Here is a 17,775-nt window from a genome sequence, read left to right as displayed (position 1 = left end):
AATTTTTAGTATGACTAGAGAAGAAAAATCAATCGCGATTGAAGAATTAACTGCACAGTTAGCTGGTACAAATATTATTTATGTATCTGATATTTCTGGATTAAACGCAGAAACTACTTCAGACTTGAGAAGAGCTTGTTTTAAAGCAGGTATTAAATTAGAGGTTGTAAAAAACACGTTGCTTGCAAAAGCAATGGAAGCTTCTGATAATGATTATGGTGACTTACCTTCAGTATTAACTGGAAACAGCGCTATTTTTATTTCAGATATAGCTAATGCACCTGGAAAAATCATTAAAGATTTCAGAAAAAAATCAGATAAGCCTGTATTAAAAGGAGCTTTCATTAATTCTGAAATTTACATTGGAGACGATCAATTAGATGCTTTGGCAACTATCAAATCGAAAGAAGAACTTATTGGCGAAATTATTGGATTACTTCAATCACCAGCACAACGAGTTATTTCTGCTCTTCAAAACCACTTCAAAGACGAAGAGGTTGCTTAATTAAGCTTTGCTTGATTAAGTGTAGATAACGCGCACAATAATAAATTATATTTTACAAATCATTTTAAAACGATAGAAAAAATGGCAGATTTGAAACAATTCGCAGAACAATTAGTTAACCTAACAGTAAAAGAAGTTAACGAGTTAGCAACAATATTAAAAGATGAGTATGGTATCGAGCCTGCTGCTGCAGCTGTAGTAGTTGCTGCTGGTGGTGGTGATGCTGGTGGAGCTTCTGAGCAATCAGAATTTACAGTAGTATTGAAAGATGCAGGTGCTTCTAAATTAGCAGTTGTTAAGTTAGTAAAAGAACTTACAGGTTTAGGTTTGAAAGAAGCTAAAGATGTAGTTGACGGTGCTCCAAGCAACGTTAAAGAAGGTGTATCTAAAGAAGAAGCTGAAGGGCTTAAAAAATCTTTAGAAGAAGCTGGAGCTGTTGTTGAGTTAAAATAACTTTTACATAGTTTTAGAACAAGGTTTAGGTCTTGAGTAGTAACTCAATGACCTAAACCATTTTTCGTATAATAAAATTATAGCCAATTTTATTATAAATTAGTTTAAAATACGAAAAAGTTTTTGATCAATACGAAGAAAAAGAGTGCACTGTTTTAGTTTGCTTTTAAAGATGTGTTGGTTACAAAAAAGAAAGTATAAATTAAACAGTGTTTTACACAAAAAATTACTTTTTTTAAATCAAAATTTTGTCCATCGATGATAACGAATCAGACTGAAAGATTGAATTTTGCCTCTACTAAAAATATTCCTGCATATCCAGATTTTCTAGATGTACAGGTTAAATCGTTTAAGGATTTTTTCCAATTGGAAACTAAATCTGACGAAAGAGGCGACGAAGGGTTGTATAATACCTTCATGGAAAACTTCCCAATCACAGATACAAGAAATAACTTTGTATTAGAATTTCTCGATTATTTTGTAGATCCACCACGTTATACAATTCAAGAATGTATAGAAAGGGGTCTTACGTATAGTGTGCCTTTAAAAGCGCGTTTAAAACTGTACTGTACAGATCCAGAACACGAAGACTTTGAAACTATTGTACAAGATGTATATCTTGGAACAATTCCTTACATGACTCCAAGTGGTACTTTTGTTATCAATGGTGCTGAACGTGTAGTTGTTTCTCAATTGCACAGATCACCTGGTGTTTTCTTTGGACAATCATTCCATGCTAATGGAACTAAATTATATTCTGCCAGAGTAATTCCTTTTAAAGGTTCTTGGATAGAATTTTCTACTGATATCAATAGCGTAATGTATGCTTATATCGATAGAAAGAAAAAATTACCAGTAACTACTTTATTTAGAGCTATTGGTTTCGAAAGAGATAAAGATATCCTTGAAATTTTTGACCTTGCTGAAGAAATTAAAGTTTCTAAAACAGGACTTAAAAAATATATTGGTAGAAAATTAGCGGCACGTGTATTGAACACATGGCACGAAGATTTCGTTGACGAAGATACTGGCGAAGTTGTTTCTATCGAACGTAACGAGATTATCCTTGATAGAGATACGATTATCGACAAAGATAATGTAGAAGAAATCATCGATTCTAATGTTAAATCTATTTTGTTACATAAAGAAGATGCTAATCAAGGTGATTATGCTATCATTCATAATACGTTACAAAAAGACCCAACAAACTCTGAAAAAGAAGCTGTTGAGCATATTTACAGACAATTGCGTAACGCAGAACCGCCTGATGAAGAAACTGCTCGAGGCATTATCGATAAATTGTTCTTCTCTGACCAACGTTATAACTTAGGTGAAGTAGGTCGTTATAGAATGAACAAAAAACTTGGTTTGGATATCCCAATGGAAAAGCAAGTGCTTACCAAAGAAGATATCATTACCATTGTAAAATATTTGATTGAATTGATCAACTCTAAAGCAGAGATTGATGATATTGATCACTTATCAAACCGTCGTGTTAGAACAGTTGGAGAACAATTGTCTCAACAATTCGGTGTTGGTTTAGCTCGTATGGCTAGAACTATTAGAGAAAGAATGAACGTTAGAGATAACGAGGTGTTTACACCTATTGATTTGATTAATGCTAAAACATTATCATCAGTAATCAACTCTTTCTTTGGAACTAACCAGTTGTCTCAATTTATGGATCAAACGAATCCATTAGCTGAGATTACACACAAAAGAAGATTATCTGCACTTGGACCAGGTGGACTTTCAAGAGAAAGAGCTGGTTTCGAGGTTCGTGACGTTCACTACACGCACTACGGACGTTTATGTCCAATTGAAACTCCAGAGGGACCAAACATTGGTTTGATTTCATCTTTAGGTGTTTATGCAAAAGTGAATGGTATGGGATTCATTGAGACTCCTTACCGTAAAGTAACTAATGGTGTAGTTGATTTAGAATCTACTCCGGTTTACTTGAGCGCAGAAGAAGAAGAAGGTATGATGATTGCGCAAGCAAACATTCAAATGGATAATTCAGGAAAAATTACTGCTGATAACGTAATTGCACGTCAAGAAGGTGATTTCCCTGTAATTGAACCATCTAATGTTCATTATACAGACGTTGCTCCTAACCAAATTGCATCGATTTCGGCTTCATTAATTCCTTTCTTGGAACATGATGATGCGAACCGTGCGTTGATGGGATCTAACATGATGCGTCAAGCTGTACCATTAATTCGCCCAGAAGCTCCAATTGTAGGAACTGGTTTAGAGCGTCAAGTGGCTTCTGATTCTAGAGTTTTAATAAATGCAGAAGGCCATGGTGTAGTAGAGTACGTTGATGCTAACATCATTACTATTAAATACGATCGTTCTGAAGAAGAGCGCATGGTAAGTTTTGATACGGATGAGAAAACATACAATTTAATTAAGTTTAGAAAAACCAACCAAGGAACAAGTATTAACTTGAAACCTATCGTAAGAAAAGGGGATAGAGTAGTTCCAGGTCAAGTTTTATCTGAAGGATATGCAACTCAAAATGGAGAGTTAGCTTTAGGTAGAAACCTTAAAGTAGCCTTCATGCCTTGGAAAGGGTACAACTTTGAGGATGCGATTGTAATTTCTGAGAAAGTAGTTCGCGACGATATCTTTACCTCTATTCACGTTGATGATTATTCATTAGAAGTGAGAGATACTAAATTAGGTAACGAAGAGTTAACGAATGATATTCCTAACGTTTCTGAAGAGGCTACAAAAGACTTGGATGAAAACGGTATGATCAGAATTGGAGCCGAGGTGAAACCTGGAGATATTCTTATCGGAAAAATTACGCCAAAAGGAGAATCAGATCCTACTCCAGAAGAGAAATTGCTTCGCGCCATCTTCGGAGATAAAGCAGGTGATGTAAAAGATGCTTCATTAAAAGCGTCTCCATCTTTACACGGTGTTGTTTTAGACAAAAAATTATTCGCAAGAGCGGTAAAAGATAAACGTAAGAGAACGCAAGATAAAGATGCTTTAACAGCACTTGAATCAGAATTCGAAACCAAATTTGTTGAATTAAAAGACAAATTAGTTGAGAAATTGTTCGTAATCGTAAACGGGAAAACATCTCAAGGTGTAATGAACGATTTGGGTGAAGAAGTTTTACCAAAAGGTAAAAAATATACTCAAAAAATGTTATATGCTGTTGAAGATTTTGCTCACTTAAGTAAAGGTCAATGGGTTGCTGATGATGCAACTAATAAAATGGTTAATGATTTGATTCATAACTATAAAATTAAATTGAACGACTTACAAGGAGCTTTACGTAGAGAAAAATTCACGATTACTGTTGGAGATGAATTGCCAGCTGGAATCTTGAAATTAGCGAAAGTATATATCGCTAAAAAACGTAAGTTGAAAGTTGGGGATAAAATGGCGGGTCGTCACGGTAACAAAGGTATTGTTGCTCGTATCGTTCGTCATGAAGATATGCCTTTCTTGGAAGACGGAACGCCAGTAGATATCGTATTGAATCCACTTGGGGTACCATCTCGTATGAACATTGGTCAGATTTATGAGACTGTTTTAGGATGGGCTGGAATGAACTTGGGTAGAAAATTTGCTACTCCAATTTTTGATGGTGCTTCTTTAGACGAAATCAATGCCTTGACTGATGAAGCAGGTGTACCACGTTTTGGACATACACATCTTTATGATGGAGGAACTGGAGAACGTTTCCACCAAGCTGCAACTGTGGGTGTTATCTATATGTTGAAATTAGGACACATGGTAGATGATAAAATGCACGCACGTTCTATCGGACCATACTCGTTGATTACTCAACAACCATTGGGTGGTAAAGCTCAATTTGGAGGTCAACGTTTTGGAGAGATGGAGGTTTGGGCTCTTGAGGCGTATGGCGCATCAAGTACTTTAAGAGAAATCTTGACTGTGAAATCAGATGACGTAATTGGTAGAGCTAAATCTTACGAAGCTATCGTTAAAGGTGAATCAATGCCAGAACCAGGATTGCCAGAATCATTCAATGTATTGATGCATGAATTAAAAGGTCTTGGTTTAGATATCAGATTAGAAGAATAAAACAGAATGCTGTATTCAGTTCCATTTTTTTGGAACTGAATACTTATTTATAATAAGTTTTTAAGGATTTATACCCGTAAACCGTTCCGATTTTTTATTGAAGCCTTTAGGTTTTTATAACTAGCACTTCAAATAGAGTTTGAAGTTTAGAGAAGTAATTCGAGGTATTAGCTGAATGATTTGTTTTGAAGAGTTTAACCACAAATTGAAACATATCATAAATCTAAATCAATTTTTTAATTGCAATTAAATCAATAGTAAAAACTATGATGAATAATAGAAATAACAATAAGGATAAGAACCCAGTTAAAAGGTTCAATAAAATTTCGATAGGACTTGCTTCTCCTGAATCCATCTTAAAAGAATCAAGAGGTGAAGTGTTAAAGCCTGAAACTATCAACTACAGAACGCACAAACCAGAGCGTGACGGACTTTTCTGCGAAAGAATTTTTGGTCCTGTTAAGGATTTTGAATGTGCTTGTGGAAAATACAAAAGAATTCGTTATAAAGGAATTATTTGTGACCGATGTGGTGTAGAAGTTACGGAGAAAAAAGTACGTAGAGATAGAGTAGGACACATCAACCTTGTTGTGCCAATTGCTCATATCTGGTATTTCCGTTCGCTTCCAAACAAAATTGGATACATCCTTGGATTACCGTCTAAGAAATTAGACATGATTATTTACTACGAAAGATACGTAGTAATCCAAGCGGGTATTGCTCAAAATGCTGAAGGAGAACCAGTACAACGATTAGATTTCTTGACAGAAGAAGAGTATTTGAATATTTTAGATACACTTCCTGCTGACAATCAATATTTAGACGATTTTGATCCAAATAAATTTGTTGCCAAAATGGGAGCAGAGTGTATTATGGATTTATTAGCACGTATCGACTTAGACGAGTTATCATACAGTTTACGTCATAGTGCTAACAATGAAACGTCTAAACAACGTAAAACAGAAGCATTAAAAAGATTACAAGTTGTAGAATCTTTCCGTGAGTCTAACTTGAACCGTGAGAACCGTCCTGAGTGGATGATTATGAAAGTAGTTCCAGTTATTCCACCAGAATTACGTCCGCTTGTGCCACTAGATGGAGGTCGTTTTGCTACTTCTGATTTGAATGATTTATACCGTCGTGTAATTATACGTAACAACCGTTTGAAAAGATTGATGGAGATTAAAGCTCCTGAAGTTATCTTGAGAAACGAAAAACGTATGTTGCAAGAATCTGTGGATTCACTTTTCGATAATACTCGTAAAGCATCTGCAGTAAAAACAGAATCAAACAGACCATTAAAATCATTATCTGATTCATTGAAAGGTAAGCAAGGACGTTTCCGTCAAAACTTACTTGGAAAACGTGTTGATTATTCTGCTCGTTCGGTAATTGTTGTTGGACCTGAGTTGAAATTATTTGAATGTGGTATCCCAAAAGATATGGCATCTGAATTGTACAAACCTTTTGTAATCCGTAAATTGATTGAAAGAGGTATTGTTAAAACGGTAAAATCAGCTAAAAAAATAATTGACAAAAAAGAGCCTGTAGTTTGGGACATCCTTGAAAATGTAATTAAAGGACACCCAGTATTACTGAATCGTGCTCCTACTTTGCACCGTTTAGGTATCCAAGCGTTCCAGCCAAAATTAATTGAAGGAAAAGCAATCCAATTGCACCCTTTAGTGTGTACGGCATTTAACGCGGATTTTGATGGTGACCAGATGGCGGTTCACTTGCCATTAGGACCAGAAGCAATCTTGGAAGCACAATTATTAATGTTGGCTTCTCACAATATTTTGAACCCTGCTAATGGAGCGCCTATCACGGTACCTTCTCAGGACATGGTTTTGGGTCTGTATTATATGACCAAAGAACGTTTATCAACTCCTGAGCATAAAATTTTAGGTCAAGATTTGACTTTCTATTCTGCTGAAGAGGTAAACATCGCATTAAACGAAGGACAATTAGAATTGAATGCTCGTGTAAAAATTAGAGCAAAAGATTTTAACGAAAATGGAGAGTTGGTTTACAAAATAATCCAAACTACTGCGGGTCGTGTCTTGTTTAATGAAGTAGTTCCTGAAGCTGCTGGATATATCAATGATGTATTAACTAAGAAAAACTTAAGAGATATTATTGGTCACATTTTAAGTGTAACTGATGTACCTACTACAGCTGCTTTCTTGGATAATATGAAAGATATGGGGTACAAATTTGCCTTTAAAGGTGGATTGTCATTCTCATTAGGAGATATTCGTATTCCAGATCAAAAACCACAATTAATTGCAGATGCTAGAGCGCAAGTTGAAGGTATTTCTGCTAACTATAACATGGGTCTTATCACCAATAACGAACGTTATAACCAAGTTATTGATGTATGGACTTCAACCAATGCTCAATTGACAGAGGCAGCAATGAAAAACATTAGAGAAGACCAACAAGGTTTCAACTCTGTGTATATGATGCTTGATTCTGGAGCAAGGGGATCTAAAGAACAAATTCGTCAGTTGACTGGTATGCGTGGTTTGATGGCTAAGCCAAAAAAATCAACTGCTGGTGGTGGTGAAATTATTGAAAACCCGATTTTATCTAACTTTAAGGAAGGTCTATCGATCCTTGAGTACTTTATTTCTACTCACGGTGCTCGTAAAGGTCTAGCGGATACCGCTCTTAAAACTGCCGATGCAGGGTACTTGACAAGAAGATTACATGACGTTTCTCAAGATGTTATTGTAAACATTGATGATTGTGGTACTTTAAGAGGTGTTGAAGTTTCTGCTTTGAAGAAAAACGAAGAAATCGTAGAATCTTTAGGTGAAAGAATTCTTGGACGAGTTGCATTACAAGATGTTATTAATCCTTTGGATAACGAAGTATTAGTTGCATCTGGAGAACAAATAACAGAAGCAATTGTTAAAGCAATTGAAGCTTCGCCAATTGAAAAAGTTGAAGTTCGTTCTCCATTAACTTGTGAGGCTTTAAAAGGAATCTGTGCTAAATGTTACGGTAGAAACTTAGCTACTGGAAAAATTACGCAAAGAGGAGAAGCTGTTGGTGTAATTGCTGCTCAATCTATTGGAGAGCCTGGAACACAATTGACACTTCGTACATTCCACGTAGGTGGGGTTGCGGGAGGTATATCTGAGGAGTCAAGTATTATTGCTCGTTTCCCAGGTAAACTTGAAATCGAGGATTTAAAAACAGTTAAAGGAGAAGATAGCGAAGGAAACGCTGTGGATATTGTTGTTTCTCGTTCTACTGAATTGAAATTAATCGATGAAAAAACAGGTATTTTATTAAGTACAAATAATATCCCTTACGGTTCTAGTATTTTTGTAAAAGACGGACAGTCAGTTGCAAAAGGAGAAGTAATCTGTAAATGGGATCCATATAATGGAGTTATTATTTCCGAGTTTACTGGTAAAATTGCTTATGAAGATTTAGAGCAAGGACAATCGTTCATGGTAGAAATTGATGAGCAAACTGGTTTCCAAGAAAAAGTAATTTCTGAGTCAAGAAACAAAAAATTAATTCCAACTTTATTGGTTTACGGTAAAGACAATGAATTGATTCGTTCGTACAACTTACCTGTTGGAGCTCACTTGATGGTTGATGATGGCGAGAAAATTAAAGCCGGTAAGATTTTAGTTAAAATTCCACGTCGTTCTTCTAAATCTGGAGATATCACTGGAGGTTTACCAAGAATTACCGAGTTGTTAGAAGCTCGTAATCCATCAAATCCAGCTGTAGTGTCTGAAATTGATGGTGTTGTATCTTTCGGAAAAATCAAACGTGGTAATCGCGAAATCATCATCGAATCTAAATTTGGTGAAGTGAAGAAATACCTAGTTAAATTATCTAGTCAAATCTTGGTTCAAGAAAATGACTTTGTAAAAGCAGGTGTTCCTTTGTCTGATGGTGCTATTACTCCTGATGATATTTTGAGAATTCAAGGGCCAGCTGCTGTACAACAGTACTTGGTAAATGAAATTCAAGAAGTATACCGTTTACAAGGGGTAAAAATTAACGACAAACACTTTGAAGTAGTTATTCGTCAAATGATGCGTAAAGTACGTGTTCAAGATCCAGGAGATACTTTGTTCTTAGAAGATCAATTAATCCATACTAAAGATTTCATCTTAGAAAACGATAAGTTATACGGAATGAAAGTGGTAGAAGATGCAGGTGATTCTGATACATTGAAACCAGGACAAATTATCACACCGCGTCAGTTGCGTGATGAAAACTCATTGTTAAAACGTACAGATAAAAACCTAGTTGTAGCACGTGATGTAATTACAGCAACTGCTACGCCAGTACTTCAAGGTATAACTAGAGCATCTTTACAAACGAAATCATTCATTTCAGCAGCTTCTTTCCAAGAAACTACTAAAGTATTAAACGAAGCTGCAGTAGCAGGTAAAGTTGATTACTTAGAAGGTCTGAAAGAAAATGTAATTGTAGGTCACAGAATTCCAGCAGGTACAGGTATGAGAGAATACGATCATACTATTGTTGGATCTAAAGATGATTACAATGAAATGATGGCTAACAAAGAGGAGTATATTTATTAATTCAATTCATAAATTTTCAAAGTCTGTAGGAATACAGACTTTGATTTTTTTACTTTTTTAATTTTTTTATTATGGAGCAACAAGAGCAAATCAATATTGAATTAGATGAGCAAACAGCTGAAGGGATTTATTCTAATTTGGCTATAATTAATCATTCTTCTTCAGAATTTGTTTTAGATTTCGTGAGCATTATGCCGGGAATTCCTAAAGCAAAAGTTAAATCAAGAATTGTTTTAACTCCACAACATGCTAAAAGATTATTAAAAGCTATTGGAGAAAATATACATCGTTTTGAAATTGCTCATGGCGAAATTAAAGATACAGAGCAAGTTCCAATTCCACTGAATTTTGGTCCTGCGGGACAAGCATAAAAAAAAAGAGGCTCCAATATTTGGAGCCTCTTTTTTTGTATCTAATCAAATTCTGAAGTGAAAAATAATTTTACAGTAGGGTATTTACTTTGCGTCATTTGAATTGTAAAATCAGAATCAGCTAAAAAAACTAATTGTCCGTATTTATCGTGTGCCAAAAACTTTTGTTTGATGCGTTTGAATTCTTTGAATTCCTCATTTTTAGCATCATCTGGTTTTACCCAACAAGCCTTGTGAACGGGAAAGTTTTCATAGGTACATTTTGCACCATATTCATGTTCTAAACGGTATTGAATAACTTCGTACTGAAGTGCCCCTACCGTTCCAATTACTTTACGATTATTCATTTCTAATGTAAACAACTGCGCCACTCCTTCGTCCATTAATTGGTCTACTCCTTTGTCTAGTTGTTTCGCTTTTAATGGGTCAGCATTATTAATGTAACGGAAGTGTTCTGGTGAGAAACTCGGAATACCTTTAAAACTCATCGCTTCTCCTTCGGTTAAAGTATCACCAATTTTGAAGTTTCCGGTATCGTGCAATCCCACAATATCACCAGGGTAGGAGATATCTACAATTTCTTTTTTTTCAGCAAAAAAGGCGTTGGGACTTGAAAATTTTAAATTCTTCTTTTGCCGTACGTGGAAATACGGTTTGTTGCGTTCAAAAGTTCCCGAAACAATTTTGATAAATGCTAAACGGTCACGGTGTTTTGGATCCATATTCGCGTGAATTTTGAATACAAAGCCCGACATTTTTTCTTCTTTTGGATCCACTAAACGCGTTTCTGAATCTTTAGGTCGAGGTGAAGGAGCAATGGCTACAAAGCAATCTAGCAATTCTCTAACCCCAAAATTATTCAAAGCTGAACCAAAAAATACAGGTTGCAATTTTCCGTCTAAATAGTCCTGACGGTCAAATTTTGGATAAACCTCGTCGATTAATTCTAGTTCTTCACGTAATTTATCAGCGGGTTTCTGGCCAATTATTTTTTCTAATTCCGGACTTTGCACGTCTGAAAAAGCTATTGTTTCTTCAATATTTTTACGACTATCTCCGCTAAACAAGTTGATGTTTTGCTCCCATAAATTATAAATACCTTGAAAGTCATATCCCATTCCGATTGGGAAACTCAAAGGTGTAACCGTCAAACCTAACTTTTGCTCCACTTCATCCATCAAGTCAAAAGCATCTTTTCCTTCACGGTCTAATTTATTGATGAAAACAATAATTGGGATGTTTCTCATTCGGCAAACCGAAACTAATTTTTCAGTTTGTTCCTCGACCCCTTTGGCAACGTCAATCACAACAATTACACTATCTACTGCAGTTAACGTTCGAAATGTATCTTCAGCAAAATCCTTATGCCCGGGTGTGTCAAGAATGTTGATTTTTTTCTCTTTATAATTGAATGCCAAAACCGAAGTCGAAACCGAAATCCCTCTTTGACGTTCAATCTCCATAAAATCGGAAGTTGCACCTTTCTTGATCTTGTTGTTTTTCACAGCACCCGCTTCCTGAATCGCCCCTCCAAAAAGAAGTAATTTTTCAGTTAGCGTAGTTTTCCCGGCATCGGGATGGGAAATAATTCCAAATGTTCTCCTGCGTTGTATTTCTTCTAAAAAACTCATAATTGCTATAATGGATTGCAAAAATACTATTTACTTCACTAAATAACTAATTACAATTTTATTTCTATGATGTATTTCAAGGATTGAATTTAAATCAATTTAGTTCAACTCAATAGTAACACTTTAAATGATGTTAATACTGTTAAACTTCAATAGAATGTAGTTTTCCGATAACCAGGATTAATAGCACTTTAATTAAAAAAGCTATTCTAGCAAGCATCGTAATAATTTTTTGTTAATAGTACTCACTTCACTTGTATTCTCTATTGTATTTGTTATTTTTGTTGGCAGTTATGGAATTTAAGTTAATTTTGATTTCTAAACTAAATTTTCGACTTTACTATTTTAAGTCTACAAACTAAGTCAGTCTTTGTATTGCTTTGGATTTGTTCATTAAATAAACCAATAAAAATGATTTTTCAATTTCCGTTTATCTCAAGTTTTTTAAACAATAAAAAACATATTTTAACTTTACTACTTATTTTTTCAGTTGCCTTGGTTTCTGCTCAAGAAATTATCAAAGACAATCCCGTAAAAGAAACTCCAAAAGTAGATTCTTCTAAAAAAATTAAAATAGATGGAATTATTGCTACAGTGGGGGAATATATCATCCTAGATTCAGATATTGACAAAGCTTATTTAGAAATTTCTAGTCAAGGTGGTTCTGTAAAAGATATAACAAGATGTCAGATGTTAGGTAAACTAATGGAAGATAAACTGTATGCGCATCAAGCAGTTCAGGACAGTGTCAAGGTTACAGATTCAGAGGTGAAAACTATGATGGATGAACGTTTGAATTATATGACAGAGCAGTTGGGTTCTATGGATAAAATTGTGGAATACTACAAGAAAGATAATGAAGAAGACTTTAGGACATATTTTTTTGATATTCTAAAAGAGAACAAGTTAACGACTGAAATGCAAAAGAAAATTGTAGATGATGTTGAAATTACTCCAGAAGAAGTTCGAAATTTTTTCAAGAAAATACCAAAAGATGAATTGCCTGTTTTTAGTGCTGAAATGGAGGTTGCCCAAATTGTGGTTAAACCTAAAATTTCGGATGCTGATAAACAGAAAGTTATAGATCGATTGAATGGGTTCAAAAAAGAGATTCAAGAGGGGTCAAGTTTTGCAACCAAAGCGGTACTTTATTCTCAAGATCCAGGATCAAGATCCAGTGGTGGTTATTACAAAATGAACCGAAAAACTCCATTTGTAAAAGAATTTAAAGATGTTGCATTTAGTCTTGATGAAGGAGAAATATCAGAGCCTTTTGAGACAGAATATGGGTATCATATTATTTTTGTTGAAAAAGTTAAGGGGCAAGAAGTTGAATTGCGTCACATTTTATTAGCACCAAAAGTTACAGAGGAAGCCTTACTTGAGGCTAAAGAGAAAATCACTTTAATTCGTAAACGAATTTTAGATAAAGAAATTACTTTTGCGGAAGCAGCCAGAACCCTTTCTGATGAGAAAGAAACTAGAACTAATGGTGGAGTTTTAATTAATCCAAAAACACAAGACACCCGTTTTGAATTGACAAAAATGGATCCGAGTTTGTATGCTCAAGTTTCTAATTTAAAGGAAAATGAATTGTCAAGTCCATTTGTTGAGGAGCCGCAAGAAGGAAAAAAACAATTTAAATTGGTTACCGTAACTAATAGAATTAATGAGCATACCGCTGATTATGCCAAAGATTATACTAAAATTAAAGAATTAGCTTTAAAGGAGAAGCAAATCAAAGCTATCGGAAAATGGTTTGATGATAAAATTAAAGACACCTATATAAAAATAATTGGAGAATATAAAGATTGTTCATTTACAAATAATTGGTTGAAAAAATAATTTTTTAAAATAAATCAAAAAAGAGTTAGCTTTATGAATTCAAATCATGTTGCTAACTCTTTTTAATTTAAATCGTCCTATACTATGTCAGATGTAACCGCTATTCATAACTTAGTTCAAAAAAGAGCTGCTCTTAAAAATGAAATTGCCAAAATTATTGTTGGGCAGGATGCGGTTATAGATCAAATTTTACTGGCTGTTTTTTCTGGAGGTCATGCTTTATTAGTAGGCGTGCCAGGTCTTGCAAAAACATTAATGGTGAATACTTTGGCCCAGGCCTTAGGTTTGGATTTCAAGCGCATTCAATTTACACCAGATTTGATGCCTTCAGATATTTTAGGAAGTGAAATTTTGGACGAGAATAGGCAATTTAAATTCATTAAGGGACCTGTTTTTACCAATATTGTTTTAGCGGATGAAATTAACAGGACTCCTCCAAAGACACAAGCTGCTTTGTTGGAAGCGATGCAAGAACGTTCGGTTACTGTAGCGGGCTATAAACACCAATTAAATTTACCTTATTTTGTTTTAGCTACTCAAAACCCAATTGAGCAGGAAGGAACTTATCCTCTGCCAGAGGCGCAATTGGACCGATTTATGTTTGCTATCAAATTAGAATATCCCACTTTTGAAGAAGAAGTTCTAGTTGTAAAACAAACGACATCAGACAAGAAATGGGAAGTTCAATCCTTATTTTCGGCTCAAGAAATTATCGATTTTCAACAATTGATTCGTCGAATTCCAGTTGCGGATAATGTAATTGAATATGCCGTAGGTTTGGTTGGTAAAACACGCCCAGACAGTTTGTTGTCAAATGACTATGTGAAAAATTATTTAGATTGGGGAGCTGGTCCTAGAGCTTCGCAAAATTTAGTTTTAGCAGCTAAAACACATGCGGCTTTTAATGGGAAATATTCTCCTGACATTGAAGATGTAAAAGCGGTTGCAGTTGGTATTCTTCGTCATCGAATTATAAAAAACTATAAAGCAGATGCTGAAGGGATTACAGAAGAAGAAATTATAAGTCAAATTCTGTAATTAACCCTAGTTATGTTCTAAATTTCATGAATATTCTATCCATTAGAATTATTCTTATTTTACTAATTGTTTTTTGATAATTATCTAGCAACTATTCAATTAAATTATTGTTTTAATAATTTAATCTATCTTAACTCGTTTTTTTATAATAATAATTGTTAGTATCCCGACTTTTGTTAAATTATTTTTAATTCTCGTCGAGAATACTTAAATTTGTGATAGAAAAATAATTATAACAAATATATTATGAGTTTAGATAATACAATGCATCTTTACAATGACTACATCAAAGAAATTGAAGAACGTAAAGGTCAAGGATTACACCCAAAACCAATTGATAGTGCAGATCTACTAAGTGAAATTATCTTACAGATTAAAGATGTAAATTCGCCGAACAGAAAAGATTGTCTCAACTTTTTCATATACAATACATTGCCAGGAACCACAAGTGCTGCTGGTAAAAAAGCCTATTTCTTAAAAGATATTATTCTTGGAAAAGAAATAGTTAATGAAATTACTCCTGATTTTGCATTTGAATTATTGTCTCATATGAAAGGTGGAACTTCTATTGAAGTTTTACTTGATTTGGCTTTAGGTAATGATATTGCTATTGCAAAACAAGCAGCGGATGTGCTTAAAACACAAGTGTATCTTTATGATGCTGACACGGCTCGATTGAAAGAAGCATACACAAATGGGAATGCTACAGCTACAGCTATTTTAGAAAGCTATGCAAAAGCGGAGTTTTTTACAAAATTGCCAGAAATTGCAGAAGAAATCAAAGTAGTTACTTTTATTGCTGGAGAAGGAGATATTTCAACGGATTTATTATCACCAGGTAATCAAGCGCACTCGCGTTCAGATCGTGAATTGCACGGTAAATGTATGATTACGCCTCAAGCACAACAAGAGATTCAAGCCCTTCAAGCGCAACATCCAGATAAAAGTGTGATGTTAATCGCTGAAAAAGGAACAATGGGTGTTGGATCTTCTAGAATGTCAGGAGTGAACAACGTGGCACTTTGGACAGGAAAGCAAGCTAGTCCGTATATTCCATTTGTAAATATTGCACCAATTGTTGGGGGGACTAATGGTATTTCTCCAATTTTCTTAACTACTGTTGATGTAACAGGAGGTATTGGAATTGATCTAAAAAACTGGGTTAAGAAAACGGATGACAATGGTGAATTAGTTCGCGATGAAAATGGAGAAACCGTATTAGAGCAAGTATATTCTGTTGCTACAGGTACAGTTTTAACGATTAATACAAAAACTAAAAAATTATACAATGGCGATCAAGAATTGATTGATATTTCAAGATCATTTACACCACAAAAAATAGAGTTTATCAAAGCGGGTGGATCTTATGCTATTGTTTTTGGTAAAAAAATTCAAACCTTTGCTTGTAAAGTTTTAGGAATTGATATTCCTACTGTTTTTGCGCCTTCAAAAGAGGTTTCGAATCCAGGACAAGGACTTACAGCTGTTGAAAAAATATTCAATAAAAATGCAGTTGGAAATACTCCAGGTAAAGTATTACATGCCGGTTCAGATGTTCGTGTAGAAGTAAATATTGTTGGTTCGCAAGATACAACAGGATTGATGACTGCTCAAGAATTAGAATCTATGGCAGCCAAAGTGATTTCGCCAATTGTTGATGGAGCATACCAATCTGGATGTCATACTGCTTCAGTTTGGGATAAAAAAGCACAAGCTAATATTCCAAAATTAATGCAATTTATGAATGATTTTGGATTGATTACAGCTCGTGACCCAAAAGGTGTTTATCACGCAATGACAGACGTTATTCATAAAGTATTGAACGATATCACTATTGATGACTGGGCTATCATTATTGGTGGTGACTCTCATACAAGAATGTCAAAAGGGGTAGCTTTTGGTGCTGACTCAGGGACTGTAGCATTGGCTTTAGCTACAGGTGAGGCATCAATGCCAATTCCAGAATCAGTTAAGGTTACCTTCAAAGGAACTATGAAATCGTATATGGATTTCCGTGATGTAGTTCACGCTACTCAAGCGCAAATGCTACATAAATTTGGTGGCGAAAATGTGTTCCAAGGTAGAATTATCGAAGTACATATTGGAACTTTAACAGCCGATCAAGCCTTTACTTTTACAGATTGGTCTGCTGAAATGAAAGCAAAAGCGTCTATCTGTATTTCAGAAGATGATACCTTGATTGAATCATTGGAAATTGCCAAAGGCAGAATCCAAATCATGATTGATAAGGGAATGGATAATGCTACTAAAGTGCTTCAAGGTCTTATCAATAAAGCTAATAAGCGAATTGAAGAAATTAAAACGGGAGATAAACCTGCTTTACGTCCTGATGCTAATGCAAAGTATTATGCTGAGGTAGAAATAGACTTAGATATTATCAATGAGCCTATGATTGCTGATCCAGATGTAAATAATAAAGATGTTTCTAAACGATATACGCACGATACCATTAGACCTCTTTCTTTTTATGGAGGAACTAAAAAAGTAGATTTAGGATTTATCGGATCTTGTATGGTGCACAAAGGCGATATGAAAATATTAGCTCAAATGCTTAAAAATATTGAAAAACAAGAAGGTAAAGTGGAATTTAAAGCACCTTTAGTGGTTGCGCCACCAACTTACAATATTGTTGATGAATTAAAAGCGGAAGGCGATTGGGAAGTATTACAAAAATATTCAGGATTTGAATTTGATGATAATGCCCCTAAGGGAGCTGCACGTACAGAGTATGAAAATATGTTGTATTTAGAGCGTCCGGGTTGTAACCTTTGTATGGGTAACCAAGAGAAAGCTTCTAAAGGAGATACCGTTATGGCAACTTCTACTCGTTTGTTCCAAGGAAGGGTAGTGGAAGATTCTGCTGAGAAAAAAGGAGAGTCATTGTTGTCTTCTACTCCAGTTGTAGTTTTGTCAACAGTTTTAGGAAGAACGCCTTCTATAGAAGAGTACAAAAAAGCAGTAGAAGGAATTAACTTAACTAAGTTTGCACCTTCTCATAAATTACTAGTTGGATAACATTTAATGGTGTTATAACTAATAAAAAGCCTAAGTTTATCTTAGGCTTTTTTTGTAAGCAACCTACTTTTTAATAGATAACTGATTAATCAGAAATGGCTTTTGTATTTAGTGTTAAACAATTTTATAATTGCATTAACTTATTAAGTTAGTAAAAAGGCCTACCTTTGTAATCCTTAAAATAATCTCATTAACGTTTTTTTCAATGCGTAGCTATTTAAATTTTAGAATTTGAATTGAGATGAAAA

General features: G+C 34.6%; 9 protein-coding genes. 8 read left to right on the top strand and 1 reads right to left on the bottom strand.

Annotated features, from left to right (window positions below; all coding sequences use genetic code 11):
* Positions 1-10: 10 nt before the first annotated feature.
* From rplJ to LPC20_RS00115, 5 genes are all read left to right on the top strand, one after another.
* Positions 11-505 carry a 50S ribosomal protein L10 gene (gene rplJ, locus LPC20_RS00135; protein WP_229325309.1) on the top strand — a complete coding sequence of 165 codons (495 nt, stop codon included), beginning with the start codon at positions 11-13 and terminating at the stop codon, positions 503-505.
* 81 nt (positions 506-586) lie between these two features.
* Positions 587-958, top strand: a complete 372-nt coding sequence (gene rplL / locus LPC20_RS00130; protein ID WP_229325307.1) for a 50S ribosomal protein L7/L12 — start codon at positions 587-589, stop codon at positions 956-958.
* A gap of 258 nt (positions 959-1,216) precedes the next feature.
* A complete protein-coding gene (rpoB, locus tag LPC20_RS00125) occupies positions 1,217-5,029 on the top strand; it encodes a DNA-directed RNA polymerase subunit beta (RefSeq protein WP_229325305.1) in 3,813 nt (1,270 codons plus the stop codon).
* 266 nt (positions 5,030-5,295) lie between these two features.
* Positions 5,296-9,606, top strand: coding sequence for a DNA-directed RNA polymerase subunit beta' (gene rpoC / locus LPC20_RS00120; RefSeq protein ID WP_229325303.1), 4,311 nt, complete (start codon positions 5,296-5,298; stop codon positions 9,604-9,606).
* A gap of 71 nt (positions 9,607-9,677) precedes the next feature.
* Positions 9,678-9,977 (top strand): DUF3467 domain-containing protein, encoded by a 300-nt coding sequence (locus LPC20_RS00115; protein WP_229325301.1) that lies wholly within the window; start codon positions 9,678-9,680, stop codon positions 9,975-9,977.
* A gap of 41 nt (positions 9,978-10,018) precedes the next feature.
* On the opposite strand, the gene LPC20_RS00110 is transcribed toward LPC20_RS00115, so the two are convergent.
* On the bottom strand, positions 10,019-11,608 hold the full coding sequence (locus LPC20_RS00110) for a peptide chain release factor 3 (RefSeq protein ID WP_229325299.1): 1,590 nt from the start codon (positions 11,606-11,608) through the stop codon (positions 10,019-10,021).
* Between the two features lie 411 nt (positions 11,609-12,019).
* Here LPC20_RS00110 and LPC20_RS00105 point away from each other — a divergent pair, with 411 nt between their 5' ends.
* From LPC20_RS00105 to LPC20_RS00095, 3 genes are all read left to right on the top strand, one after another.
* A complete protein-coding gene (locus LPC20_RS00105; RefSeq protein WP_229325297.1) occupies positions 12,020-13,453 on the top strand; it encodes a peptidylprolyl isomerase in 1,434 nt (477 codons plus the stop codon).
* A gap of 84 nt (positions 13,454-13,537) precedes the next feature.
* Entirely contained in the window at positions 13,538-14,491 is a 954-nt protein-coding gene (locus tag LPC20_RS00100) for an AAA family ATPase (RefSeq protein WP_229325295.1), read from the top strand.
* A 264-nt stretch (positions 14,492-14,755) separates the two neighbouring features.
* On the top strand, positions 14,756-17,527 hold the full coding sequence (locus LPC20_RS00095) for a bifunctional aconitate hydratase 2/2-methylisocitrate dehydratase (RefSeq protein WP_229327160.1): 2,772 nt from the start codon (positions 14,756-14,758) through the stop codon (positions 17,525-17,527).
* The last annotated feature ends 248 nt before the right edge of the window (positions 17,528-17,775 follow it).

This window comes from Flavobacterium ammonificans (assembly GCF_020886115.1).
Classification (GTDB): Bacteria; Bacteroidota; Bacteroidia; order Flavobacteriales; family Flavobacteriaceae; genus Flavobacterium; species Flavobacterium ammonificans.
The sequence above is the reverse complement of the archived record's forward strand: the minus strand, read 5'-3'. Positions and strand labels throughout refer to the sequence as shown.

What these genes read in the sequence shown, in the direction of transcription:
- LPC20_RS00100 (WP_229325295.1), top strand. Translation starts at nt 13,538, where the DNA reads ATGTCAGATGTAACCGCTATTCATAACTTAGTTCAAAAAAGAGCTGCT.
- LPC20_RS00115 (WP_229325301.1), top strand. Translation starts at nt 9,678, where the DNA reads ATGGAGCAACAAGAGCAAATCAATATTGAATTAGATGAGCAAACAGCT.
- rplL (WP_229325307.1), top strand. Translation starts at nt 587, where the DNA reads ATGGCAGATTTGAAACAATTCGCAGAACAATTAGTTAACCTAACAGTA.
- rpoC (WP_229325303.1), top strand. Translation starts at nt 5,296, where the DNA reads ATGATGAATAATAGAAATAACAATAAGGATAAGAACCCAGTTAAAAGG.
- rpoB (WP_229325305.1), top strand. Translation starts at nt 1,217, where the DNA reads ATGATAACGAATCAGACTGAAAGATTGAATTTTGCCTCTACTAAAAAT.
- LPC20_RS00110 (WP_229325299.1), bottom strand. Translation starts at nt 11,608, where the DNA reads ATGAGTTTTTTAGAAGAAATACAACGCAGGAGAACATTTGGAATTATT.
- LPC20_RS00095 (WP_229327160.1), top strand. Translation starts at nt 14,756, where the DNA reads ATGCATCTTTACAATGACTACATCAAAGAAATTGAAGAACGTAAAGGT.
- rplJ (WP_229325309.1), top strand. Translation starts at nt 11, where the DNA reads ATGACTAGAGAAGAAAAATCAATCGCGATTGAAGAATTAACTGCACAG.
- LPC20_RS00105 (WP_229325297.1), top strand. Translation starts at nt 12,020, where the DNA reads ATGATTTTTCAATTTCCGTTTATCTCAAGTTTTTTAAACAATAAAAAA.